Below are 24,651 nucleotides of genomic sequence, written 5' to 3'. Positions count from 1 at the left end.
TCTTTAGCCCTGCCAAGTATCAAACGAAGAAGCTACGTAGGATGTTCCTATCAAACAACATAGTTAATCCTACAATGGCAGGTATTGTAGGGACAAACTAAGACAAGCTTGATGATCTAAGGCAGAAGAACTCGAACTTATTAGTCCTTCGATATGAAGTCCTTTTGCATTTACCATGATAATTTAAGCAAGGTTTTGGGATGGGTGTTGAAATCATATAATTCTGCACCCCCATAATTCTGCACCCCCAGCGCCACTTTTGTTCTTACCTTTAGTTTTGCCGAACCCGCAGGGTACAATGAATTGCTAATTGCTTAATGGAGCATCGGTTCTTCTTATCTTCTTGGAATTCATCAGTACAGGTAAATTAGATTCCCTGTACTGACGGAAAGTCAGCCCGACAACTCGCGAATATCTATTCCATCCACTCCCTTAGTGAGCAGGGCAGCAGCCTCATCAAGTAGTTTACTCCTGAAAGTCCCAGGACCTGGCTCATGCTTTGCAGCGCGCTCCGCAGCCACGCCGTAAGATCCTAAAGCTAAGGCTGTCTGTAGAGCAGGGTCCTCACCGGTGGTCAGGAAAACACCTACAGCTGTAGTCGCCATGCAACCAGATCCTGTAATTCTTGCAAGCAATGGATGGCCGTTATGGACCTCAAAGGCATTATTCTTACCAACCACAACATCAAATACACCTGTAACAGCCGTAACTACCCCGAAGCGCTCAAAGAACCTTCTGGCTACATCTCTGGGGTCTTCATCACCTACAGCCTCTACCCCTCTGACTTTGCCTGAACCTACGAGCGCGCCTATCTCTCCTCTGTTACCCCTAACAACAGTCACCGGCAGCTCCGCCAGGATACGCAAGGCCGTCTCGGTGCGTAGCTTAGTTGCACCTACTCCAACGGGATCAAGAACTATAGGTACATTGTGCTCGGCAGCAGATCTACCAGCACGCATCATAGCCTCAATAGACTCTCCAGAAAGAGTTCCTATGTTGAGTATCAGCGCCTTTGCTGATGCCGTCATTTCCTCTACCTCTTCAACTGCATCAGCCATCACTGGGAGAGCTCCCAAGCCTAGAGTCAGATTAGCAGTATCGTTTGCCACAACTATATTGGTTATGTGATGGACCAAAGGCTTATTTCTGGCTACTATCCTTAGGGTTTCAACTGCTTTTGCCTCGTAATTCAATCCTACCCTCCTTGTTTTTACTGAAGATTTGCATCCCATCTAGGAAAATGCTGCAAGGGGCCATGCCCAGACCCTATACGGGGCGCCTGCCTTATGGCCTCGCTCACGTATCTTTTAGCTATAGACACAGCTTCGTAGATGCTTCTACCCTTGGCGATCTGGGCAGCTATAGCTGAAGAGAACGTACATCCAGTCCCATGGGTGTTGTTTGTATGTATACGCTCTCCCCTAAATTCATGGAACCGTTGACCGTCAAATAGCAGATCTACCGGATCACCCTCAAGGTGTCCCCCCTTTACGATTACATATCGTGCGCCCATTGAATGCAATACCCTGGCAGCTATTCGCCGGTCATCCTCACTCTTGATACTAACATCAGTCAGAACTTCTGCCTCGGGTATGTTGGGAGTTATTACTAGAGCCAAGGGTATTAACTTCTGTCTCACGGCCTCAATAGCGTCCTCTTTCAGGAGTCTATCGCCGCTCTTGGCTACCATTACTGGGTCCACGACTAGGTTTTCTATCTCCCACTTCTTGACCTTATTGGCTACCGCCTCAATGATCTCAGCACTAAATAACATCCCAGTCTTGGCGGCATCGGTACCTATATCGCTCATCACAGCATCAATCTGCGCCTCAACAATCTTAGTCGGTAAACCGTAAACATCAGTAACGCCCAACGTATTTTGAGCAGTGATTGCGGTGATCACAGAAGTACCAAAGGTGCCCATAGCAGAGAATGTCTTGAGGTCGGCCTGTATACCTGCACCACCACCAGAATCAGAACCAGCAATAGTCATAGTACGCTTCATGATTAGTCACCTCTTAAAATGGTCCCATCCCTGGCTAAGTATGCTTGCATCATTCAAGCCTTCCAGCTTCAGTCCTGCACTTTGTGGCAATATCTCTCCTATTAGTGTAAGGGGAGTACCACCTAAGCCATCATCAGAGGCTACACTGTCCAAGATGTGCCTATCTCCCGTCAACAACAGTTCATAGTCCTCACCTCCAGACAGAGCCCAACGTAACACGTCCTTCCCTAGCATAGATGCAGCCTCTCTGGCAGCAGTCGCTATAGGCAATCGGTCGGTATACACAACAGCTCCGACTTCACTAGCCTCTAGAATATGCCCAAGGTCACTTATGAGACCGTCGCTTATGTCGATCATCGCAGATATCGCCCCGGTAGCAACTAAAGATCTTGCCTCGTATAGCCTTGCCTTAGGTGTAAGATGAGAACTCGTAAGCTCTTCCCAAATACGCTCATCGCAATCCCTCAGCCTACTGCCCAGCAGCTCAAAACCAGCAGCAGAGCTTCCCAGCCATCCTGTTACATAGATTCCATCCCCTGGTGCAGCACCGGATCTGAGTACAAGGTTCTCCGGCTCGACCTCTCCAAGAAGGCAGAGATCCACAATGAGCCCGGTCCTAGAGCTAGATATGTTCCCTCCTATCACATCCAGACCATACATACGAGAGGCTGAATATATACCCTCATAAAGCTCTTCGACAACCTCAAGCTGGCATGACTCGGGAAGCATAAGGCTTACTAAGGCATGCTTTGGCTGGCCACCCATTGATGCTATGTCACTGACATTAATAGCTATTGCTTTTTCACCCAGCTGCCTGGCCCCTGTATATTCAAACAGAAAGTGGACCCCTTCCACCTGGGAATCAATAGTGGCAAGCATATATTTATCTGAGCTAGTCCTCAAAACCGCTACATCATCACCTGGCCCCACGATCACATCCCGGCCATATTCAGGTAACTTGTCCAATAGACGGTTTATAAGACCAAACTCTCCAATATCATTCAGCTTCATCTATGTTTGGCCCCATATGAGCTATGAGCATCTATTATAGCCCGTAGATTACGAGCAGCCTGGGTTATATCAGAGGCTGCTACTACGGCCGATATTACCGCAACGCCACTCACACCCGTCTCAAGCACATCCGTCAAATTCTCTTGAGATATGCCACCGATAGCCACGACAGGAATATCCACAGCTCTCACTATCTCTGCAAGTCCAGTCAAACCTATTGGGGGAGCAGCATCAGCTTTACTACCCGTGGGGAATACAGGTCCAACTCCCAAATAATCGGCTCCTTGCTGTTGAGCTAATAATGCTTCCTCAACAGTCGAGGCTGAGACGCCGATTATCTTATTCCCTATAATCTTCCTGGCTATAGGAGCTGGTATATCATCTTGTCCAAGATGGACTCCATCTGCATCCGAAAGTAACGCTACGTCCACCCTGTCATTGACTATAAACGTTACGCCAGAGGCACGAGCGATATCTCTAATACGCAGCGCCGTCTCGACCTGTTTCCTGCCCCCTAATTCCTTATCCCTGAACTGGATTACCGTAGCCCCACCTTCGATCGCGGCAGCCGCTATCTCTTCATGAGCCCTGCCGCCAGATACTTTTCTGTCTGTTATTACGTAGAGTCTAAGATCTACACTGGCCATTGTTCCTGTCTCCAAGCCATATCCCAGAACATCCACTCATATCTGCTACTTGTGATGAATATCCTTTCCAGTCTACTTATCTCCATCTCATCTGCATGGGTTGTAGACTCGTCCAGTACTTGGCGTAACCATACACCTACCTGTTCAAAATCATCCGAAGAGTAAGTCAACAGCCAATCCCTATAAGGATGATCTTTAGCGGGTGTTCCTTGCGAGCTGAAGTACTTACCTACCTCAGCATAAATCCAGGCACAAGGCAAGATGGCTGTGATGATCTCCGGCAGAGTGCCAACGGAAGCTATGGCATGCAAGTGGCTAGTATACGCATAGTTCGTAGGTGCCATCTCCACGCTCAGCATCTCCTCAGGAGACATACCGAAGCGTTGAGCGTATGAACGATGCAGTTCCTGCTCCACCCTTATAGTGTTAAGGAGGAGTTCTCCAAACCTCTCCATATGAGCCAGATGATGGGACCTGGTGGTTGCATATCCGAATATTTTTGTAAGCTCTTTGAGGAATAGAGCATCCTGGCATATGTAGAACTTGAAGTTTTCCTGCGGTAGACTACCCTCTCCGAGGGCGGTTACAAAGGGATGCTCTAGCTGCCTCTGCCAGATTGGTCTTGCAAGCTCATACAGGTGTATGGACGTAGAGCCAGTTTTCAGCTTAGCGTCACTCATTCGCTTCTCCTGAGCTCAATTCTTTATGGATAAACAAAAAGCCGTCGGGTAGAAGCCGACGGCCAAAGAGATCTATGTGATTCCCTGCGCCAGCATTACCCGGTTCAGGTTCCAACGGTCGGTGGAGCTCCCTGCGGATTGTCCACCCTCTCAGCCCGGCTGACCCGAGCTCCCGTATCCTCCATATTCACTTGTCACCAGACTATAGCAACGCTGATAACCTTTGTCAATAGAGTAAGCCCGAGCAAGACAGAAATCAGGCGCTGGATGTAGCCTCAAGTTCGCTTATGGAAGTTTCAGAATGCAGAGACTCACGGATGAACTCCACCTTGTACTTATCTGTGACCAAATAGCAGATAGACTGCACCACCCAGCCATCCCTCACCATAATCTCTATACCTTTGATCATTTCCTCTCTTGAACCATACTCTAGAGTAGAAATATCCATGATCCTCACCTCTTAATAACACAGGAAGGACAGTAGAGGGGGTGGCTCACCACTTCCACCCCCTGCAACGGAGGGATGTCTGCTACTGTCCTACCATAAAGCTTAAACAACATTGATCTAGAAAACGATACTCTAAAGTAGAGTTTTAGTCCTACACTTTAGAGTAGGGAACTAGTGTATGATCCTGCTGGAGTAGGAATGGTTACCTGAATCCTCTCTTGAATCTCTATGCAGGTCTGAAGTGCCTAATGCCATAACTTTCTCTATTTCCCATTCAAGATCCTCAGCCTTATCTAACACCTCTTCTGCATCGTTGAATATAGTAGTTACCAATTTATCTTGGAGCTTAGCAGCTATCTGCGAAAGCACCTCTGTCAGATCTGCTCTGAGAGCTTCAGGAATACTGCTATCAGTTTCAACTGATTGCAGCGCTTCATAGCCATACAGCGAATAAAGGTACATACCTACTCGATCACAACGATCCATTGAATCTTGCATATTAGCTATAAGGGATTCAGGATCGAGAGCGCTTATCTGCCTAATAATATCTGCTTTGCGGCTAGCAGCCGCCATCATGTCATTAGGGCTAAGGGCGACTCCCGCATCCTTTAGGTCATCAATTGTTGCTCTAGCTATAGATCTAGCCCTGACAACCAGATCCTTAGCTCTATAACTGATCTGCTGAAGATGAGGCCACCAACTCAGAACTATGGCCTCGTGCAGATGAGGAGTTTTACAGGTTTCCAATAACCTGAGATAATGTTCCCTGGACCTGCGTATATGACTAGCCTCAACCTCCAGCTCAGTTAACAGCTTCTGTAATCTGCAATGATAAATACCAAGTGGTGTCATCTTGACCCCCAAAAGAATTTCCTGCCTCCCTCCTCCTGCACCTGACGATCCTGTGGGGAGGCAAATAGAGAATACAGGATCATCAGGAACGATGATAGCAATAGCAGGAAATGGACCACCACGCCAAAAAGGATAGGGTAGGACCTACACTTAAGTGTAGGTCCTACCCTATCTGGACTACTTGCTGCTTAGGCCATGTTGTACTGCCCAAGCAACCACCTGTGCTCTACTTTGGAGATGGAGCTTGGATAGGATATTCCTTAAGTGATACTTCACCGTATGCTCGCTAACCCCAAGTTGTCGGGATAAGTCCTTAGTAGAAGTGACCCCATTTACGAGCAATTGGAGTACCTCTTGTTCTCTCTCTGTCAGCATCTGCAACGAAGAGCTCCTTACAGGTCTTGAGAACTCGTCGATCAACTTGCCGGCCAATCGAGGAGTAATAGCTGGTTCTCCGCGGATAACGTTTTGTAATAACTGGAAGAACTCCCCGGATTCCAGATTCTTAGGGATAAAGCCTTGCGCTCCGGCTTTAATAGCCTCAAATAGGTCCTTATCATCTTCAGATGCCGTGAGTACTATGACTTTTACGTTAGGCATGCTTGCACTAATTAGTTTGATTGCGTCCAGACCTCCCATTACTGGCATTGATAGATCCATAAGAACCAGATCAGGATTTAGGCTGCGCACAAGCTCCACAGCTTCCTGGCCATTACTAGCTTCTCCCACGACTCGAAAACCTTCGGATTCCAATAAGCTTTTGATACCGTCTCGGAATAGTGCGTGATCATCAGCGATAACTACCTTCAGACCAGATTTGCCAGACACATCTGATGATTCACGGCTTATTGGTATCCGTACTATCACAGTAGTGCCAATCCCTGGCTCTGAGTTTATACATAACAGCCCTCCAATTGCCTCTGCTCTTTCCCTCATCATAGATATTCCAAATCTCGGGAAATCACTACGCCCTTGGTCATGAACATCAAATCCCTGTCCATCATCTTCTATCGTTACTTGCAGCCAGTTGTCGATTTCTTCAAACTTCACCTTGGCAGAGGAGGCATTGGAGTGCTTTCGGACATTGGCCAGCGATTCTTGGATGATCCTAAGAAGCTGGATCTCAGCAGAAGATGGAATGGCATCTAGGTCCACGCATGGATCTATTTCCAGCTCTACTTTGATTGAGCTCTGCTGCTCCCAAGTACTGATGTAATCAAGCAAAGAGTCTTTCAATCTACGTTCGGAGTCAACGGAAGTCCTCAAGCCTAGTATATCTTCCCTAAGATCCGCATATGCGGATCTAGCAGCGCTTGCCAGCTGCTCTAGCTGGCTAATAGCTTCTTCTACACTCCCATGAGATAACATTCTATGTACTGCCTGAGCTTTAGTATTGACATAGCCTAGCACCTGCGCAAGAGTATCATGCATTTCTCTCGCGATACGGGCCCTCTCCTGATTGATAGCAGCCTCACGACGATCAGTTACATCCCTGCAGTTCAGTAACACGCCCTTAATAGTGGGATCATCAAGGAGATTGGTACCTATGACCTCCATGTATCGCCATGTGCCGTCCTGACGCCTAAACCTGAGCTCTGTGGTAGAAGGTCGTCCATGCATAGGCAATAAATTAGTGAGAAAATCCTTATATCTGCTTATATCGTTGGGATGCAGAATATCATCTACATTGACACTAAACAAGCTATCTTTTGTATATCCAAGTACATCCTCGATTGATGGACTTACATACTTTATAGCTCCAGAAGGATCACAGATAAGAAGAACATCAGACTTACTCTGTGCAAGCACTCTGAGATGATTTTCAGATATCTGAGCTTCAAGGTTGATCCTTTCGACACCGTTAGCTATGACGTTGGAAACAGAGCGCAAGAAATGGAGATCCGCTTCGTCGAATCCTCTATTCTCCTTCCTACGGGCGACCAACACTCCGTAAGGTTCATCCCTGCCATGCACTATCATTGTTAGATAGTTTGCATCTTCATCTCTATCCCTCCCGCTTAGGACATTTAGAGGATTATCACTACTCCAAAGCGCTCTCCACCATTGCGAGATATCTGAGACCTCAAGGTGACTCGGAGTAAGGCTAATATCCCACCCAAGAGAGGATCTTAATACAAGCTGATTTCTATCTTGATCAAACCCATAGTAGGCTATGCCTGCAAGCCCCAGAGACTGAAGGGAGACTGCCAGAGCGTCTTCTAGCAGGTCATCCAAACTCATATGACCCAGAGCTCTCTGCCCAAGCTCTGCTAGCATGTCTTGCCTCTTTACTTGTAGGGCTAACAAGTTTTCCGATCTCTTGCGCTCAGTTATATCTCTATCTATGCCCAGTACTAGCTCCCTACCCCCTACCATTATCAGTGAAGTAGTGAACTCAATTGGGAAGAGAGTACCATCCTTCCTTCGATGCCAATCCTCCCCCTTTACCACACCTTCTCGTCTTATCTGCGCCAGATGCCTATTCCTCTCATCTAAATCTTCCATGCTTGGATCCAGCATGGATATGGGAGAGCCTATTAGCTCTTCTCTAGAGTAACCATTCATCTGGCAGGCAGCATCGTTACAATCCACGATCCTCCAGGGAACTTCTAAGTCATATGGATCCAGAAGTAATATGGCATCAGGGGAATGCTCAAAGAGCGTTCGAAAGCGTAGCTCGCTCTCGCGCAGGTTCTCCTCAGCACGCTTTCTTTCGCTAATATCTCGATCGATACCAAGTATGAGTTCCCGACCGTTGACAGTGATTAGGGAAGATGAAGACTCAACCAGTATCAGTCTTCCATCCTTGCTTTTGTGCAGAGCCTCCAGCTTATCAGGGCCGTTAGTCCTCAAAGACTGTAGGTGTTGCTCACACTCCTTTGGGTTCATAGGTACCGGGTGCAGAATATCTAACGGTTGACCTATTAATTCCTCTCTAGAGTAGCCATTCATCCTGCAAGCGGCTTCATTGCAGTCCACAATCTTCCAAAAAACCTGGTCATCATGGGGATCTATAAGGAGAATGGCATCAGGAGATTGCTCAAACAGCATTCGGAATCTAGCTTCGCTCTCAAGTAAAGCCTCTTCCGATAGCTTCCTATCTGTTATGTCCTGTACGGTGCCTTCGTAAGCAATAGCATTTCCAGAGGCGTCTAAAATCTTCCGAATACTAATAAGTACCCATATAGCAGCCCCATCGACTCTGGTTATCTTTGCCTGGTAATCTTTGACGGACCCCTTGGCACGCAGTTCTTGCTTGAGGTCATCAAAGCAATCACCATCGACGCAGACTCTCTGCAGATTATCCGCTTCTAAACCAATGACATCCTCAACACTGGAGTAGCCTAATATCCTAGCGAAAGCAGGATTAGCCGCCACTAGCTTACCTTCCGCAGACAGCTGGAACATACCCTCAACAGAGTTTTCAAATATACGCCTGTACTTTTCCTCCGCTTCTCTTCTAGCTTGCTCCTGCCATCGATTGTGAACGAACGCACCTATCTCATCGGCTATTCTCTGAAGCACCCTTAGGCTTTTGGAGTCTCTACCGTGATTGCCTTCTCTCCAGAACTCAAGAGCTCCTATTACCTTGCCCCCTACATTTATAGGAATAGCCACTCCAGTCCAGATCTCATCTTTTGTATTAGGACCATTAGCACCGATTGAGTGGACAGCCCAAACGGGAGATCCATCCTTTACGTCGTCAATGATCCTATAATCAGCACCCCACAAGTTTCTAAAATCGATCTGCTTATCAACAGCTATACGCGCCGATCTCCAGCTATGTAAACACAGAGGGGAATCTTGATCACCCTGTTGAGTCCAGATGGAGGCATAATCCCACTTGAATGCGGGACCTACGATCCGTAATATCCTCTCGCACACCTCTTCTAGAGAAGAAGCACTCACTAGTAACCTGTTTACACCGTATTGAGCTGCTAGCTGCTGCTCAGCTTCCTGCTGTGAGGTTATGTCTTCCTGTACAAACACCACTTCCTGCAGCTCATTTCCGAGCTGCACAGGAAACATCACACCTTTCACATATTTGTTGATAGTCCTAGCATAGCCATCTTCAAGCTGAATCTCATATTTGATTGGAGGGACTGATACAGATACCCCCTGAAAAGCTTGCCGTATATAAGGCATCAGACCCTTTTCAAGAAGCTGTCTATCGGAAAATATGTTGTAATAACCTATCTTGTCTCTATCAGTAAGCCATATGTTTTCCCAAGCCTTGTTGACTCTAATAAGACGACCGTTGGGATCAAAAACAGCTATCCCCAAGGGAGACTCTTCCAAGATCGCGCTGTTCTCGTTTCGAAGGCTGAGCAGGGACCTATATAGATCTCGGACATGAGTTAAGTTGTTTAGAAGAATAAACCGCAACTCAGTATCCCGCAGTTTGACAGACAAGATCGTAAATTGAATACAAAGCTCTATGCCCGACTTCCTCAGTCCAATTATGTAGTCGACAGGTAAGCTGCCTGGTGAGCTATTATCCAATAGCTTGTCCAAACTGATACTCTCACCATGCAAAGAAAACAAGTCACAGTCCGAGAACATATCCTGGACCTTAGTGCTATCAGTTTCTCTACCTCTGAAACCTAGAAGTTCTAAAGCTGTACTACTGACATAGAGAACGTTATCGTCAGCATCTGTAATAATTACCCCAGCAGACATCTTGTGGAGAGCTGCAAATTGGGAGTTATTTATAGTTGTAGAGGAAGAAGTATCTATCAGCAGCAAGATAGCATTATGAGCACTAAACTCACCTTCCTCGTCTTCTATTAAGGGGGAGGCGAAAAACCTAACTTCAGTTGGGAATTCGTTGCGTAGGAAGATCTGATCCGTAAAGGTCAGGTAATCTCCATCAATACTAGTACCTAAACGCCCAATTGGGCAGGACCCCGAGTGATCGGCATGAGAGCCATGCAGGACTTCGCAAGCCGATCTCCCCACGACCTCGTCAGCGTTCTTACCTATTAGCTCAAGAGCAAACTCATTAGCGAATATGACTTTGTTAGAGTCGCTTTCTATAACTAATACAGGTATATAGGCCGCATACCAAGGTAAATAGCTTTCTGGACCAGTCCCGGTGCCCATGGGATCTGAACTATCCATCCCCTTTCTCCTATCAAAGGAGGGAAACATCAGCTTACTTGACAGTATAAGAGCAGCGAGCTAATTGGGCAAGCCAAAATAAAAACAAAACCTGCTATCCTTTGTATGGACGAAATCTATGGGGGTAAAGGTGTCTGAAGGCGCAGTTAGAGTCTTGGGAGCTTTAGGGATACTCGGAGGCGTAATCCTCATAGCCAACGACCTCCTATTTCTGTTAGGAGCTAATATCAATCTTAGCCCGCTTGTAATGTTGCTTCTTAGCCTATGTGTTGTAGGTCTATACTGGAGATTACAACCCAGAGACAAAGCTATCGCACAGCTAGGACTTGCACTGGCTTACATCGCGGTAATAGCGTCCGTGTTCAACATATTCTATATAGCACTAGGAGGACCACCAGCTTCTCCACAAGAGCCTTCGCTTATAGGAGTAAGCACCATCGCCTCGCTAATGGGAACGCTTTTCGCCCTATTACTTATAGGTTTAGCCCATGTAACAAGCACGGGTATAAAGGAAGGCTGGAGGTTGATTCCAATAATGACAGGTATCTTCTGGATGCCCTTGCAGTCGATAACATCTTACTTCCTAGGCAGGGGTCTAATAATAGCAGGGCTACTTTGGATCTGCGTAGGATACGCTGTGCTAGCCAAAGCTGATATCCGGGAAAAATGACTTAGCGTTTCTACTTACGCCTACTCTTCTGGCTTGATTGCCTCGATCGTCTTTACAACTTTCTCAATTACAGCATCCGGCGTTGAAGCACCAGCTGTAACACCTACAACTTTAGCACCCTTGAACCAATTCGGGTCTATCTCTTCCGGCCATTCTATATGGTAGGTAGGAACACCCTCCTCGCTTGCAAGTTCAGCTAGATGCTTGGTATTAGCTGAATCTCTACCACCTACGACCACCATGACATCTACTTCATTGGCAAGCTCCACCACAGCACTTTGCCTATCGAGCGTAGGCTGACATATAGTGTTATGCACATGGAACTCATTGAAGTCGTCTGGGAGAAGAGATACAAGCTCAGCTATAAAGCTCTTGAATCTTTCAGCAGGTTGGGTTGTCTGCGATACTACAGCCAGCTTCTTAGGAACTCGCTTCTTAGAACTAGTCAAAGCTTTAAGACGCGGTACAAGTTCCTTAGCATCTGTACTCACTAGTGCAGTATTTTCAGTCCATCCCACTATTCCTCGGACCTCTTGATGATTTGGGTCACCATAGACCACTACTTGGTAGCCATCTTTGTGCAGCGACTCAGCAATCTTTTGAACCTTCGTCACGAGAGGACAAGTTGTGTCCAGAAGGCGAAGTCCTTTCCGCTGAGCTTCAGCATAAGCGTCGGGACCAGCTCCATGAGCAGTTATGGTAAGGGTGCCGCTGTCCACCTCATCAACACTGTAAGCAACGCCTACACCCCTTGACTTGAGCTCGCTGACCACTTGTGGATTATGTACAAGGGTTCCCAAAGTTTTTACACCTCTACTATCGGACCCCATCTCATCAAAGAGCTTCAATGTCTTCTTGACGCCGAAGCAGAACCCTAATTCTCTTGCTAGCTTGACCTGCAAGACCCACCTCCTGGACATAAAAAATACCTATGCTAGTCTACCATTTAGTAAGGATTGAGCACAGTTAGATAAGCATCCATAGAACGTACTGTAGCGTAAGACCAAGCAGTACCAATATTGACACAAGCAGAAATAAGGAAAGAAACCTGTTCCAAAGTAAGCCCTTGGGTATACCTTCTCGTAGGTAGTACTCGGATAACATCATGAAGCTAAAGGTTATAATCGCAACTACTACTACGCTTGACAGATAGAAGAAATGGCCTGCATCGCTATCACGAAATATCAGGTATAGCAAGAGGGCAATTGATGGACGCCATACCTGTATACCACAGAAAAAAGACAGAACCACAAGAATCAGCCATAAAAGATAGCACACTATAATTGCTTTGATCTTTGTAAGAGAATATACCCTAGCTCTCGATAGGATATTCATCTTGGGCACCTGAGAGGATAGTTCTGGGTAATTATAAGACCGCATCAGCTTTATGTATAGTAACCTTTGTAAATGCTGTTGTTCTGCTATGCTACGTAAAGCTATAATGCATAAGCGCTCAAACTTTATTACGGGGAAGATTTAGAGGAGGGATAAGTTTGTCTAAGTGGTTAGCGGTTATTATCGCTGTAGCAGTAGTTGTCCCCGGGGTAATACTTAGATTCTTACATCTCGAAGGGGCGGCCCCACTGCAAGCACTCATATATGGTATTGCGATAGTGGGGGCTGCGTTCCTGCTCTCATGGGCAGCTGAGGTCCTACAGATGGATGTATCTCAAGGGTTAGCACTGGCGTTACTGGCATTGATCGCTATACTACCTGAGTACGTAGTTGATGCCACGTTCGCCTGGCTGGCAGCAAAGGACCCTTCGTATGCGAGCTATGCAGTCGCCAACATGACGGGCGCCAACAGACTGCTTATAGGTGTAGCATGGCCTTTGGTAGTGATGCTTGTATGGTTTCGAAACCGACGAAAGAGCGTTTCTCTGGAGCCTAGCCATGGAGTGGAGATAATAACACTACTTGTAGCTACCGCGATAGCTTTCATCATACCTCTCAACAGCTCTATAGGCTTAATAGATATGGCAATACTGATAGCCATATTTGGAATCTATATGTGGCAGCTTACCAGGATGCCAGCTGAGCATCCTGAGCTTGTAGGTCCTGCAGCAATGATTGGTAGTCTGCCCAAAGCTAGACGCCGATTGATCACGGGCGCCCTTGGAGTTATTGCCGCAATAGGCATACTGCTGGTTGCGGAGCCTTTCGCTCACTCCCTCGTAGAAACCGGCACGTTGCTAGGTATCGACGAATTCCTGCTTGTCCAGTGGCTAGCCCCCCTAGCATCAGAAGCTCCTGAATTTGTTGTGGTATCCATATTTGCCTGGAGGGGAGCTGCAGCTGCAGCTTTGGGTGCGCTAGTATCCTCTAAGGTCAACCAGTGGACCCTTCTGATAGCCATGTTGCCTCTTATCTACTCAGTATCTGCTGGTAGACCTGACTCGCTGCCTCTCGATCACAGACAGGTGGAGGAGATCCTGTTGACGGCAGCTCAGTCCCTACTTGCCATCATACTTTTGCTAGATTTGACACTATCCCTGATCGGAGCAGGAGCCTTGTTCATACTGTTCGCCATACAGCTTGTGTATCCCGACATCCATATGGAGATGGTGTTCGTCTACGTACTATGCTCTCTCGTAGCACTGTTGGTTGGCAGGAGGCATCTTACGAAAGCATTCTCAGGACTGAAAGCTGCGGTAATTGATCCCAAACAGTTTTCAGAGCACACTTAGCGAAGGCTAATACTAGCAAGATTTAACTAAATTGCTTCAATATAACTGGAGGGAGTATGCAAGGACAGGGTAATGGGAGAAGCTCGCTACCGTTTCATAAGACTATAGAGCTCAGAGGACACATAATAGACTCGCACATCCTGTCCCAGGTCATGGATCTGGTGATGGATTATAATGCTGAGTTCTATATAGAGCAGTTTGAAGTAGGCAAACATAAATATGATCCCAGCTACGCAAGACTGATACTTTATGCCTCCACTCCAGAAGCCCTAGACGAACTAATGGAGGCTGTTACCAAACTCGGAGCTCAGCTTCTAGAGAGCGAAGAGGTAGATGCCCGCACCGAGCCTGCTCCCAAAGACGGTGTCCTGCCAGAAGATTTCTACTCCACCACTAACATGCCAACTGAAGTCAGGATAGACGGGAAATGGTTCCCAGTCGAGAACATCGAGATGGATGTGGCTATAGCGATAAGACTAAACGAAGAGGGCAAGCCCATAGGTGCCTACACTGTGCCAATGTCCGACGTGAGAAAGGGAACTCCCATAGTCGTAGGGCATCAAGGTATTAGAGTTTCTCCTATAGAACGCCCAAGAAGCCCCGCGCTTCTTGGTTCACCATCCCGAGCTTCACAGGGACACGTCTTTAGCTTCATGAGCAGTGCTGTAAGCACTGAGCGTCCTAAGGCTGCAGCTATCGCCGAGATAGCACAGAGGATGAGAGAAATCCGAGATTCAGGTGGTACAACGCTAGTAGTGGGAGGCCCGGCGATCGTGCATACAGGAGCAGGACCTCAGTTGGCTGCTCTGATCAGACACGGTTTCGTACATCTATTGTTTGCAGGGAACGCGTTGGCAGCCCATGATATAGAATCAGCATTCTTTAATACTAGTTTAGGGGTTTCTCTTGATGCCAATAGTGAAGGTGCAACCTACGAACATGGGCACGAGCATCACATAAGGGCCATCAACAGGATCAGATACTATGGTGGTATAAGACAGGCAGTAGAAGCTGGAGTACTCAAACAGGGCATCATGTACGAATGCATAGTAAACAACGTGCCTTACATACTGGCTGGATCAATCCGTGATGATGGCCCTATTCCAGATGTCATCACCGATGTAATCGAAGCGCAGCGCGCTATGAGAAAGCATATTCAAGCAGGAGTAGACTTGGCACTACTGATAGGTACCACCTTGCACTCAATAGCTGTAGGCAACCTGCTTCCTGCCAACGTACTTACCGTTTGCGTCGATATAAACCCATCTGTAGTTACCAAACTATTGGATAGAGGTAGCCTCCAGACAGCCGGTCTAGTGATCGATGCTGGAGGATTTCTAAGAGAGCTGTGCTATCAACTAGGACTAAGAGAGAAGTCTTCCGTTGACTCACCAATAAAGGTTCAGTGATTGCGATAGCACTGATTTAGCCTATTTGGGAGAATTTCATCCTATCTTCTTGGGAACATTTCTGTATAAATAATGCGTAATAAATATGCCATCAGAATTTACGCATGTTACTCGTATGTGAGATAATTTGGTGGCAAATATAGCGATTACGATAAAAAATCTACAGGTTACAATTATACTTTCTACATTAGCTTTGTATATAATGTAATTTACACTAGTGTGTTCAACTTGGTTGGGGATGTTTGAACTACACTATAACCATATAGAGAATGCAGTAAAACAAAGTAAGGCGGGGAGGCATAGGCAATCATGACGAATCAAGTAGAACAAAAAGAAACTATTAGTGAGGTCATTCGTAGGGAACTCCAGAGGAGGCATTGGTCCTACAGAGTGCTAGCAGAGGCGGCTGGTATCTCACCTGCTGCTGTCGGGCAGCACGTGCTCGGACGCAGTATCCCAGAACCATCTACGCTGAAGAGGTATGCTGAGGCTCTTGGTCTACCATTCCAGTATTTGATGGTAATAGCAGGGCATCAGGAGCCACCTAAGGAAAACAGACCGGCAGATCTGCAGATAGCTATTGAAACTCTGGACAGCATATGGTCAGATCTCCCACCCGAGGTACGCAAGCTAGTTACCAACTTTATATCTGAGCTGAAAGAGGTAAAAGAATAATTAGCCAAGGGCCAGCAAAGGGTATGCTGGCCTCAGTAGGAAGCTTCTTCTTGAATATCATCTTGAGATGAACCAGTTGCCGAGTTGGGTGGCTGGTTCATCTTTTGTTCAAGAAAAGCTAGCATCTTGACTCTGGGAGCAAAGATCTTATAGAACACCTCAGAGTGGTGTCTGAGCCACGCATGAGCCTCTATCCATCTATCTCTATCTTTGAGCTGGACGTCTTTTGTCTCGATCGATATTCTAGCCTCAGCTCCCCCCGAGGCAAGGTTCCACTCCAAAGCACCAGCTATACGTTCTATCAAGCCCTTGTCCTGCTGAAGTAGCTGGAAGGTTTTCCACGCATCTTCCTTCTTTATCCGTAGCTCACAGATACAACGATCTCTAGACGGGCTGGCAATCAAGCATATCTCAAAGCCATCTCGATCCAATGGAATAGAGTATTCTCGAGCATTCGTATCCTGTAGCGCAAAGGGTACTCCTCTCTGCCTACAATACTCATTGAACTCCATCCAGAATTCCTGATAATCCAACTGTTCATACTGGTTTGATTCCTTGTATGTGTGCTCCGACTCAGAAGAATGATCATATCGCTCCTGCTGTGCGAGGGCAGGACGATCTCTAACAGGAAGCAATTCTTGATCTTGCTCCTCCTCGATTATTAGATGGTGAGACCTAAGGCTATAGCCTGTATTCGGGTTTGGCTTGATCGTCAGCCTAAAGACAGGGGCAGGTAGGCTATCACCTATACGCAGGAACTGCATCTCCACTCCAAATATCATCAGGTCAGAGGAAGATCCATTTAGTAAGTCAAGAGCCTTCTTGTGTTGATCCTTCAGCTCGGTGCAAACCCATATCAGCACCTTGCTACCAAGCAACGCGGCGCAGGTCATCAGCTTTCCTAAATGGGCATCATCCGAGGAAGCAATCTGATTCTCTATTAGAACGATGTTGCCCAACTCTCTGTCTACAGCCAAAACATCTATCAAATACTCCCCCACCTGCAGGTTGAACTCTCTAGAAGAGAGATCTATGCCCACTACGTCAGACAGTAGCCTGAGATTCTCATCACGTGATATCCAAGGATTGAAGTCGCCTTGCTCATCAATCTGAAGTGAGTCTGCGGAAACAGGACGAATGCTGGCCAGCTTGTCCGAGCCAATTCTTATTATCTCATTACCCGCGAAGAAATTATCCTCCAGGTGCACGCCAAAGCTCCTCAAAAGCGCTAACGAAATTATGTCATATAGTTGACGCAACTACAATAGTACTTTTGTCTAATAAGTGCCAGCAAAACCTAATTGCACATATTATTAGCTTCCTCGATTAGTCTTCTTGCCAGCCTATGGTCGCTGGGAAATATCACATAGGTTGTTCCATAAGAGTGCCTTAACCAGAGATCTTCTACTTCACTCCTTTTATAAGTTCTACGAACAGCTTCATTTGAAGAAGCCGCAGGGTCATTTATTACAGGGTCTCCACTAGAATCAAAACCGGCTAGCACCACTATGTGACCATCGCTTGACTCTATCGGTGCTCCAGTCAGCTCCCCCTTCCCCCAGGCGTAACTAAGAGCCAAGGGGATACCTACATATATCCATCTCTCAGCATCCGCTAAAGATCTCATGCGTATCAAATATGCCTCCATCCCTCGGGAGGATGCATAGGCAACGTTGAAAGACCAATTCCCATAACCACCATACATCCAGTCAAAAACGCCCTGCACAGCATCCCTAACTCGATCACTACAATTCTGACTTCCTATTCCCCAGTACCCAAGCAGCATAGCGATGCAGGTGGGACTACACCAGACATTCCCCCCATTAGGGTAGACCATCTGGGAGCATAAAGGTACGTCGAGCACCCTCTCAACACAGGTGTGACTGGCAGAAGTACAGCTTGAGACAAAGCCGCTACCGGAGAGAGTCAGCATTACCGACTTCAGACAGGGAGAACTCTCACTTGTCGAGAATAGGCGCACAATTATCTGCAGGGCATCAGCTCTATAAGGTACCTTTAGTTTCAGCACGTCGGTATCCACTTTGAGATATTGATCTTCAAAGGGCACCGAGTGACTTGCAAACGCTATATCCGAAGACCATACCCCCATGCTGACTGGATGCATCCACTGCCTATTCAATCTTACTTTGAGTAAGACCTCAACCCAGGTCCCTACTGGAGTCTCGAGGTTCCAAGAAACTATGGCTTGTTGGACACCGTCAACCTCTAGGACCGGGCTAATGGCCTCACCAACTTGGTACCTACCACCATTGTAGTAATTATGACCATAGTATCCGCCAGGAGGATAAGGATCATGCTCTTCACGGGCGATAGCAATATCTAGGAGCAAACTACCCGATTGAAGGCGTAGCCCTTCGAGTAACCAGCTATCAAATGTATTGCTGTAGCCTGGGCCGAAGAGAAAGTAACACGAACCAGAAGGTGAGGTGTTCATGTCGTGAGTATATCATACACACTAAGTGCCATAGTTTAAAAAATATAATTGCCATAGCACCAAGTGCTATGGCAATTTCAGCGGAACCGACGGGATTCGAACCCGCGATCACGTCCTTGACAGGGACGTATGTTAGGCCACTACACCACGGTTCCTCGTGACGAGCTTATTATTACAAATCACGCATCCAGACGTCAAATTCTATTGTGGCTATTTACTCTGTTATAATCCGCTAATGACAAATACTAAGCACGCTGTACTTAACGAAGAGCAAAATGAGCTTCTTCGAAGGGAGCGCCAGCTATTTTCAGAACTGCTGGAGTTCCTCAGATCTTTTGATGCTCCTAGAAACGACATAGAATTAGTCGAACAGACGCTAAGTGACCTTGAAGAACTCTTTCTACTGGTTATAGTTGGCGAGTTCAACTCCGGCAAATCCGCCTTTATCAACGCGTTACTTGGTCGAGATATAGAGCCCGAGGGCGTCACCCCCACCACTGACAGGATCACCTTACTGAGATGGTCTCCCGAAAACTATGAAAGAGCACGTGGAGACGGTGTACTCGAGAGAGGTCAACCCATCGATCTTTTGAGAGAAGTTGCCATAGTAGATACACCAGGGACTAATGCCATTATCAGGCATCATGAAGAGCTATCTAAGGGTTTCGTGCCCAGATCTGATCTAGTGCTGTTTGTGACCTCTGCTGATAGACCTTTCACCGAGAGCGAAAGAGAGTATCTGGAGATCATCAAGGAGTGGGGGAAAAAGCTCATAGTAATCGTTAACAAGACAGACCTTCTTAGTACGAAGGAAGATGCAGAGAACATCAAGGAATTCATACAGAGCAACATGCAATCCCTACTGGGGATAACCCCACCAATCTTCCTGGTATCATCCAAGCTTGCTAGACGAGCCAAGGTAGCTGATAGCCAGATCGAAAGGGATGCTTTATATAAAGCCAGCGGTTTCGAGGAGCTAGAAGAATACATATTAAGCATACTAGAAGAAAGCAACAGGATAAGGCTAAAGCTAGAGAGCCCTCTAGGGGTAGCTGATCAACTGGTCTCAAGATACACTCTAGGAATCAACGAGAGAATGTCCTTGCTTGAAGATGACTTCAGGATGACTGAGAACATAGATGCCCAGTTGGAGATCTACAAAGAGGACATGCAAAGAGACTTCAGTAGCCGAAGAGCTGAGATAGAAAACCTGATACACCAGCTAAACGAAAGAGGCGATAAGTGGTTCGAAGAGAACATCAGGATAGGAAGGTTCTTTGAGCTGGTGAAGAAAAACGAGGTACAGCAGAGATTCCAGAAGGAGGTAGTAGGCGATACCACAGAAGTTATCGACCGCCATATCCAAGAGCTGGTCGACTGGATGGTTGATCGCGATCTAAGACAGTGGAGGTCCATAGTAGATTACGTCAATCGGAGAAGACAAGCGACCTATGACCATAACCTCATTGGTGAGATAGGCGGTAACTTCGAGTACAACCGTAACCAACTACTGCAATCTATAGCCCAAGATGCTAACAAGGTGGTACAAAGCTATGACAGAGAATACGAAGCTAGTAAGTTAGCTCTATCCATTCAGTCTGCAGTAGCACAAACTGTAGCAATGGAAGTGGGTGCAGTAGGGCTGGGAACACTAGTGGCTATGTTAGCTACAGCTACTGCTGTAGACGTCACTGGACTGTTAGCAGCCAGCACAATAGCAGTACTTGGACTCTTCGTTATCCCCAACAAAAGACGCAAGGCTCGTAATGAATTCAGAAGCAGGACAGAGGAACTGCGCCAAAAGCTGATAGAGGTGCTCACTCGACAGTTCGGATTAGAGTTACAAAGGTCAATAGAGCGCATCAGAGAAGCTATCGCTCCCTATACACGTTTTGTGCGATCGGAATACCAAAAGATGTCGAAAGCAAGGGATATGCTCTCCGAGATCAAGAAAGAGATAGAAAATCTGAGAATCCAGATCGGAGCCCCAAGAATAAGCACGTAGAGGTAACCTATATGAGAACAGCTGGCACTGTGTTCGGAATAATCCTACTTATAGCGGGCATTATATGGGCATTGCAAGGAGCTGGAATAATTCAAAGCAGTAGTCCCATGACAGGGCAAACATTCTGGATATTTGCGGGCATAATAACGGCAATAGTGGGAGCTGTGATAGCCTACTGGTCCTGGAGCAGGAGATCTACCTAGTGAGCGTTTCAAGTTGTCGATTCGCTGGTCTGGCAGTTGACTTAGCCGAATCCTTAACGCTAGACTTTTCTAGAGTATTTGGTGGCTGTAGCTCAGTTGGTTAGAGCGTCTGTCTGTGGAACAGAAGGTCGTGGGTTCGAGTCCCATCAGCCACCCCAAGAAATACTAGGAAACACTTGGAATTACAAGCACAGTTCCTACAATAGTTCTCTCCTACAACAGGGGTATTTGAAGTCACTTCTTTTAGCTTTCTTCCGCAAACAGTAGCTTACCGAGTCTTTTCGATAGATGTCCTCTGCATAGTGGGCATAGCGCGAGAGCAGGCCTGCAGGGACAGATACCGCATATTCCGATCTCTAGACCACGCCTTAAAAGGGACATCTGCGGCAAGCATCAACATAGTAGCTAGGTGCTACGGGTCATGAAGGCATATGCTGAGCAGCACTGCCTTCTGGCATTGGCTTTACAAACTTGCAGAACACCAGATCCATTAGCCAGGATTAGCCCAATCCATCAATCCAGCACAAGAAATAAGTTGGGGGGGATGTTACACAGCAAGGTAACATTTGGCTCCCGCTAGTTCACAAGGCATGATCTAAGAGTTATCTTAGTAAGTGGCCTAATATTGCTTAGTTATTAGCAACTGCCGAGAGTGAACTAAGATATAAAAAAAGTCCTCTGAGAGGACTACTAAGTCCAAGACCAAGCATAAATTCTTTATAGTTTAATTGTCTAAGCCAGGCAACTTAGGATAGTCATCACGTTTGACATATACTAGGAGATCCTCATCTTGTACTTGAGCAAAATCCGTAAGGGTATGTATTGGAGCATTATTCTCATCAAGTATGTGTCTCACAACTAGCCCCCTAACAGTTAGGGCATCCGCTATGAGTAAACGGTGGCATCGCCAGTACAAAGCTTCTGAACACATAATAACTGTATTGCACTTACCTGCCTTAAGCATTAGATGATCCAGAGCCCGTCTAAACTGCTGTGTCGTCATGTAGTCGGCGTATCCTCGAAAAGAGGAGTTGCGCCAGCCAGTATTTGGGGAATTCTCTGCTGGCTTGCGGAATCCACCCAGATCACGATAGTGAGAATACCGTATCCCGATCTGTTGCAACGCAGCAGATAATGTTCCCATTTTATATTGGGGAAACTTTCTCGAACCTGGTGCTATCCTTACGTCACAGAGCAACTCTATACCGTACACCTGAAGAAGCTTTAGAAACTCTGCAAGACTGCGAGAAGAGTGTCCTATTGTGTATATGGTAGTACTCACATTAGTCATGTTAATTGCCGAGCAATCTAATTTTATATCTTGAGTAGGTAACTCTTTGTGATTATCCTAGATTATAAATTCATAACTTCATACTACAGGGGTAGTGAACTATAAGGATTAGGAGAGCTCATGCTTTATCTTCCCATATTAAGCCCCTGCTGAGTAAAAGTAAGAACCCAAAGGAGCACCCGCTACTTCCAGCCCAGAGACTCGCAATAGGCTTCCTAGCAGTTATAACCCTAGGGACTCTCCTCTTAATGCTTCCTATAAGCTCAAATCATGGCTGGACAAACCCCTTAGTGGCTCTATTTACATCGACCTCAGCTGTATGCGTAACTGGACTAGTAGTGGTTGATACCGGCACATATTGGTCTCACTTCGGACAGCTAGTGATACTCCTACTGATGGAGATCGGAGGGCTAGGATTTGTAGTAGGAGCAACAGCGCTGGTGCTTCTGGGAAGAGGCAAACTAGGCTTCCAAGAGAGAGAAATAATTAGACAAACAGGCTCTACCCTCAAACTTGGTGGTCAAACCTCCTTTGTTACCAGAGCCGTGATGCTCGCATTAGCTGCTCAGATAGTAGGAGCGCTGTTGCTCCTAACAAGATTTCTACCTGAATTCGGGGCATCAAGAGGCATATGGATAGCCATATTCCACTCAGCAGCTGCTTTTACCAACGGCAGCTTCGATCTGTTTGGCGATTATCGTAGCTTAGCTAGTTACAGGTCTGATCCCTTGATATTACTGACTATCGCAACGCTCATAATAGCTGGAGGCACCAGCCTTCTAGTAGTGGAGGACTTGTGGAGGCATAGGAGCTGGAGAAAACTCACGCTCGACACTAAGATCATACTTATCGGCATACCAACATTACTCATTCTTGGCACTATGTTTATAATGCTGATCGAAAGCAAGAATCCTAGCACTCTTGGCAACAGATCAATAGGAGAACAGCTACTCAACTCGTTTTTTCACTCATCTGCAGCACGCACAGCCGGTTTCACGACATGGAACTTTGGGCTCTCAGACGACCGTACGCTGTTCTTTGTAATCGGCCTTATGTTCATAGGCAGCGCTCCAGGATCCATGGCAGGTGGAATCAAGATCACTACTGTGGCAATTATCTTGGCAGCTGCTTGGAGCAATATACGTGGCCGTAGGGATACGGAACTCATGGGGAGAAGAGTGCCACAAGAGCAAGTAAGACAGGCATTGACAGTAGTACTCCTGGGAGTCTTGCTTATAGTTACGATTGCACTAGCCATCAGCCTACTGGAGAGGGCAAGATTCAGAGACGACTTTATCAAAGTGCTGTTTGAGGTTACATCCGCATTTGGTACGGTAGGATTATCTACGGGTATCACTCCAGAGCTATCAGCTCCAAGCCAAATATTATTGATCATCACGATGTTTGTAGGGCGACTTGGACCAGTAACACTAGCAACATCATTGTCCCATCGATCACAAAGCACATACAGATTCCCAATTGAGTCGGTGCGAATAGGATAACGGAGGGTTAAGGTGCCAAAAGGAGATAGGGCGTCCAGGCAATTCGTGGTTATAGGACTTGGCAGGTTTGGTCTAACCTTAGCCAAGACATTAACTGATTGGGGGCATGATGTGCTAGGCATCGATCAAGACGAAAACAAGGTACAGGAGGCGAGAGACCTGGTAACACACGCTGTGCAGGTAGAAAACCTGGATGAAAGAACGATATCTGAGCTAGGGCTCAGTGAGGCTGATGTGGTCATCGTAGCAATAGGGGAGAATATAGAGGCAAGTATTCTAATCACTGCCATGCTGGTAGAGGCAGGCACAAAATATGTGGTTGCCAGAGCTTCTACTGACCTGCACGGAGTTATCCTGCGAAAAGTAGGCGCCCATCACGTGATATATCCAGAAGTACAGCTAGGTGTGGAATTGGCACATCAGCTCCGCGTACCAGGAGTAGGAGAATACATTTCCATAGGAGAAGATACGGGAATATATAAGCTGCAAGTACCCAAGGAGTGGGCAGGTAAACGACTTAGTCAGCTCTATAAGAGCATACATGATCCATTATTTACAGTATTAGTGATTATTCGGATGGATGAGATCATCACTACTCCTGGAACAGAAGAGATGCTTGCAGAAGGAGACACTATTGCCATAATATGTCGCGAAAGCCGGCTGGATGAGCTGCACATATCCTCTTAGCTTATCTTAAGACCTTAAATTAGCGGAGGTAACCTAGACACACTAGTTTGAGGAGATTTCTTGATACCCTTTTTCCAAAGCTTTAGGATATGTTACCGACTCTTCACCTCAATGCGCATAAGTTTGCATCTGTTAGCTTATCCTTGCCATAGTCAGCAAAATTACTTCCCGTACATCATAACCGTTGCTCACCCAAAGACTTGGCTCCTAAACTTCTGATACCACACTCATCTGTTGTTATCCCGATTTCAGGATAAGCTCTAAGAACTCCCAGAAGTCGCACGCAAACACTTCGAACCTAAA

General features: G+C 46.6%; 20 protein-coding genes, 2 tRNA genes and 1 riboswitch. Of the genes, 9 read left to right on the top strand and 13 right to left on the bottom strand.

Annotation, left to right across the window (positions count from 1 at the left end; all coding sequences use genetic code 11):
• Positions 1 to 392: 392 nt before the first annotated feature.
• The 8 genes from thiM to N2245_RS12765 all read right to left on the bottom strand — a co-directional run bounded on the left by thiM (position 393) and on the right by N2245_RS12765 (position 10,764).
• Positions 393 to 1,193: a hydroxyethylthiazole kinase gene (gene thiM, locus N2245_RS12800; protein ID WP_494537119.1), complete on the bottom strand. Its 801-nt coding sequence runs from the start codon at positions 1,191 to 1,193 to the stop codon at positions 393 to 395.
• Positions 1,194 to 1,210: 17 nt separating this feature from the next.
• On the bottom strand, positions 1,211 to 2,005 hold the full coding sequence (gene thiD, locus N2245_RS12795) for a bifunctional hydroxymethylpyrimidine kinase/phosphomethylpyrimidine kinase (protein ID WP_494537118.1): 795 nt from the start codon (positions 2,003 to 2,005) through the stop codon (positions 1,211 to 1,213).
• Positions 2,006 to 2,011: 6 nt separating this feature from the next.
• A complete protein-coding gene (thiL, locus tag N2245_RS12790; protein ID WP_494537117.1) occupies positions 2,012 to 3,016 on the bottom strand; it encodes a thiamine-phosphate kinase in 1,005 nt (334 codons plus the stop codon).
• On the bottom strand, positions 3,013 to 3,663 hold the full coding sequence (thiE, locus tag N2245_RS12785) for a thiamine phosphate synthase (RefSeq protein WP_494537116.1): 651 nt from the start codon (positions 3,661 to 3,663) through the stop codon (positions 3,013 to 3,015). Before thiE ends, thiL begins: the two co-directional genes overlap by 4 nt.
• Positions 3,651 to 4,343: a thiaminase II gene (gene tenA, locus N2245_RS12780; RefSeq protein ID WP_494537115.1), complete on the bottom strand. Its 693-nt coding sequence runs from the start codon at positions 4,341 to 4,343 to the stop codon at positions 3,651 to 3,653. The genes thiE and tenA overlap by 13 nt, the downstream gene beginning before the upstream one ends.
• A 64-nt stretch (positions 4,344 to 4,407) precedes the next feature.
• Positions 4,408 to 4,529, bottom strand: a riboswitch (TPP riboswitch).
• A gap of 70 nt (positions 4,530 to 4,599) precedes the next feature.
• Complete coding sequence (locus tag N2245_RS12775) at positions 4,600 to 4,791, bottom strand: hypothetical protein (RefSeq protein WP_494537114.1); 192 nt, start codon at positions 4,789 to 4,791, stop codon at positions 4,600 to 4,602.
• A gap of 171 nt (positions 4,792 to 4,962) precedes the next feature.
• Positions 4,963 to 5,643: a hypothetical protein gene (locus N2245_RS12770; protein WP_494537113.1), complete on the bottom strand. Its 681-nt coding sequence runs from the start codon at positions 5,641 to 5,643 to the stop codon at positions 4,963 to 4,965.
• A gap of 177 nt (positions 5,644 to 5,820) precedes the next feature.
• A complete protein-coding gene (locus N2245_RS12765; RefSeq protein WP_494537112.1) occupies positions 5,821 to 10,764 on the bottom strand; it encodes a PAS domain S-box protein in 4,944 nt (1,647 codons plus the stop codon).
• Positions 10,765 to 10,894: 130 nt separating this feature from the next.
• Between N2245_RS12765 and N2245_RS12760 the strand changes: the two genes are divergently transcribed.
• Positions 10,895 to 11,434 carry a hypothetical protein gene (locus tag N2245_RS12760; RefSeq protein ID WP_494537111.1) on the top strand — a complete coding sequence of 180 codons (540 nt, stop codon included), beginning with the start codon at positions 10,895 to 10,897 and terminating at the stop codon, positions 11,432 to 11,434.
• 20 nt (positions 11,435 to 11,454) lie between these two features.
• On the opposite strand, the gene ispH is transcribed toward N2245_RS12760, so the two are convergent.
• Complete coding sequence (gene ispH, locus N2245_RS12755) at positions 11,455 to 12,336, bottom strand: 4-hydroxy-3-methylbut-2-enyl diphosphate reductase (protein WP_494537110.1); 882 nt, start codon at positions 12,334 to 12,336, stop codon at positions 11,455 to 11,457.
• 591 nt (positions 12,337 to 12,927) lie between these two features.
• Here ispH and N2245_RS12750 point away from each other — a divergent pair.
• The 3 genes from N2245_RS12750 to N2245_RS12740 all read left to right on the top strand — a co-directional run bounded on the left by N2245_RS12750 (position 12,928) and on the right by N2245_RS12740 (position 16,205).
• The gene (locus N2245_RS12750; RefSeq protein ID WP_494537109.1) at positions 12,928 to 14,121 is read left to right on the top strand and encodes a calcium:cation antiporter family protein; all 1,194 of its coding nucleotides are present in this window, start codon (positions 12,928 to 12,930) and stop codon (positions 14,119 to 14,121) included.
• 56 nt (positions 14,122 to 14,177) lie between these two features.
• Positions 14,178 to 15,530 (top strand): ornithine cyclodeaminase, nickel-pincer nucleotide-dependent, encoded by a 1,353-nt coding sequence (locus N2245_RS12745; RefSeq protein ID WP_494537108.1) that lies wholly within the window; start codon positions 14,178 to 14,180, stop codon positions 15,528 to 15,530.
• 309 nt (positions 15,531 to 15,839) lie between these two features.
• Positions 15,840 to 16,205, top strand: coding sequence for a helix-turn-helix domain-containing protein (locus tag N2245_RS12740; RefSeq protein WP_494537107.1), 366 nt, complete (start codon positions 15,840 to 15,842; stop codon positions 16,203 to 16,205).
• A gap of 32 nt (positions 16,206 to 16,237) precedes the next feature.
• Here the strand turns inward: N2245_RS12740 and N2245_RS12735 are convergent, their stop codons facing one another.
• The 3 genes from N2245_RS12735 to N2245_RS12725 all read right to left on the bottom strand — a co-directional run bounded on the left by N2245_RS12735 (position 16,238) and on the right by N2245_RS12725 (position 18,815).
• Complete coding sequence (locus N2245_RS12735; RefSeq protein ID WP_494537106.1) at positions 16,238 to 17,413, bottom strand: DUF4268 domain-containing protein; 1,176 nt, start codon at positions 17,411 to 17,413, stop codon at positions 16,238 to 16,240.
• A gap of 89 nt (positions 17,414 to 17,502) precedes the next feature.
• Entirely contained in the window at positions 17,503 to 18,660 is a 1,158-nt protein-coding gene (locus N2245_RS12730; RefSeq protein ID WP_494537105.1) for a C39 family peptidase, read from the bottom strand.
• 81 nt (positions 18,661 to 18,741) lie between these two features.
• Positions 18,742 to 18,815: transfer RNA gene (locus tag N2245_RS12725), tRNA-Asp, on the bottom strand.
• Between the two features lie 80 nt (positions 18,816 to 18,895).
• Here N2245_RS12725 and N2245_RS12720 point away from each other — a divergent pair.
• The 3 genes from N2245_RS12720 (at position 18,896) to N2245_RS12710 (ending at position 21,026) form a co-directional block, all read left to right on the top strand.
• Positions 18,896 to 20,665 carry a dynamin family protein gene (locus tag N2245_RS12720; RefSeq protein ID WP_494537104.1) on the top strand — a complete coding sequence of 590 codons (1,770 nt, stop codon included), beginning with the start codon at positions 18,896 to 18,898 and terminating at the stop codon, positions 20,663 to 20,665.
• Between the two features lie 11 nt (positions 20,666 to 20,676).
• The gene (locus N2245_RS12715; protein ID WP_494537103.1) at positions 20,677 to 20,868 is read left to right on the top strand and encodes a hypothetical protein; all 192 of its coding nucleotides are present in this window, start codon (positions 20,677 to 20,679) and stop codon (positions 20,866 to 20,868) included.
• 81 nt (positions 20,869 to 20,949) lie between these two features.
• Positions 20,950 to 21,026: transfer RNA gene (locus N2245_RS12710), tRNA-His, on the top strand.
• 566 nt (positions 21,027 to 21,592) lie between these two features.
• Here the strand turns inward: N2245_RS12710 and N2245_RS12705 are convergent.
• Complete coding sequence (locus N2245_RS12705; RefSeq protein ID WP_494537102.1) at positions 21,593 to 22,159, bottom strand: DUF488 domain-containing protein; 567 nt, start codon at positions 22,157 to 22,159, stop codon at positions 21,593 to 21,595.
• A 101-nt stretch (positions 22,160 to 22,260) separates the two neighbouring features.
• On the opposite strand from N2245_RS12705, the gene N2245_RS12700 reads away from it, so the two are divergent.
• Positions 22,261 to 23,661 carry a TrkH family potassium uptake protein gene (locus N2245_RS12700; RefSeq protein ID WP_494537175.1) on the top strand — a complete coding sequence of 467 codons (1,401 nt, stop codon included), beginning with the start codon at positions 22,261 to 22,263 and terminating at the stop codon, positions 23,659 to 23,661.
• Positions 23,662 to 23,673: 12 nt separating this feature from the next.
• Positions 23,674 to 24,348 (top strand): potassium channel family protein, encoded by a 675-nt coding sequence (locus N2245_RS12695; RefSeq protein WP_494537101.1) that lies wholly within the window; start codon positions 23,674 to 23,676, stop codon positions 24,346 to 24,348.
• The last annotated feature ends 303 nt before the right edge of the window (positions 24,349 to 24,651 follow it).

It is taken from the genome of Thermobaculum sp. T2p (assembly GCF_059335935.1).
This window is presented reverse-complemented; position numbering and strand designations above follow the sequence as displayed.

Coding starts and splice junctions, on each gene's coding strand:
- thiD (WP_494537118.1), bottom strand. CDS start 2,005: ATGAAGCGTACTATGACTATTGCTGGTTCTGATTCTGGTGGTGGTGCA.
- thiL (WP_494537117.1), bottom strand. CDS start 3,016: ATGAAGCTGAATGATATTGGAGAGTTTGGTCTTATAAACCGTCTATTG.
- thiE (WP_494537116.1), bottom strand. CDS start 3,663: ATGGCCAGTGTAGATCTTAGACTCTACGTAATAACAGACAGAAAAGTA.
- tenA (WP_494537115.1), bottom strand. CDS start 4,343: ATGAGTGACGCTAAGCTGAAAACTGGCTCTACGTCCATACACCTGTAT.
- N2245_RS12775 (WP_494537114.1), bottom strand. CDS start 4,791: ATGGATATTTCTACTCTAGAGTATGGTTCAAGAGAGGAAATGATCAAA.
- N2245_RS12770 (WP_494537113.1), bottom strand. CDS start 5,643: ATGACACCACTTGGTATTTATCATTGCAGATTACAGAAGCTGTTAACT.
- N2245_RS12765 (WP_494537112.1), bottom strand. CDS start 10,764: ATGGATAGTTCAGATCCCATGGGCACCGGGACTGGTCCAGAAAGCTAT.
- N2245_RS12745 (WP_494537108.1), top strand. CDS start 14,178: ATGCAAGGACAGGGTAATGGGAGAAGCTCGCTACCGTTTCATAAGACT.
- N2245_RS12740 (WP_494537107.1), top strand. CDS start 15,840: ATGACGAATCAAGTAGAACAAAAAGAAACTATTAGTGAGGTCATTCGT.
- N2245_RS12730 (WP_494537105.1), bottom strand. CDS start 18,660: ATGAACACCTCACCTTCTGGTTCGTGTTACTTTCTCTTCGGCCCAGGC.
- N2245_RS12720 (WP_494537104.1), top strand. CDS start 18,896: ATGACAAATACTAAGCACGCTGTACTTAACGAAGAGCAAAATGAGCTT.
- N2245_RS12715 (WP_494537103.1), top strand. CDS start 20,677: ATGAGAACAGCTGGCACTGTGTTCGGAATAATCCTACTTATAGCGGGC.
- N2245_RS12705 (WP_494537102.1), bottom strand. CDS start 22,159: ATGACTAATGTGAGTACTACCATATACACAATAGGACACTCTTCTCGC.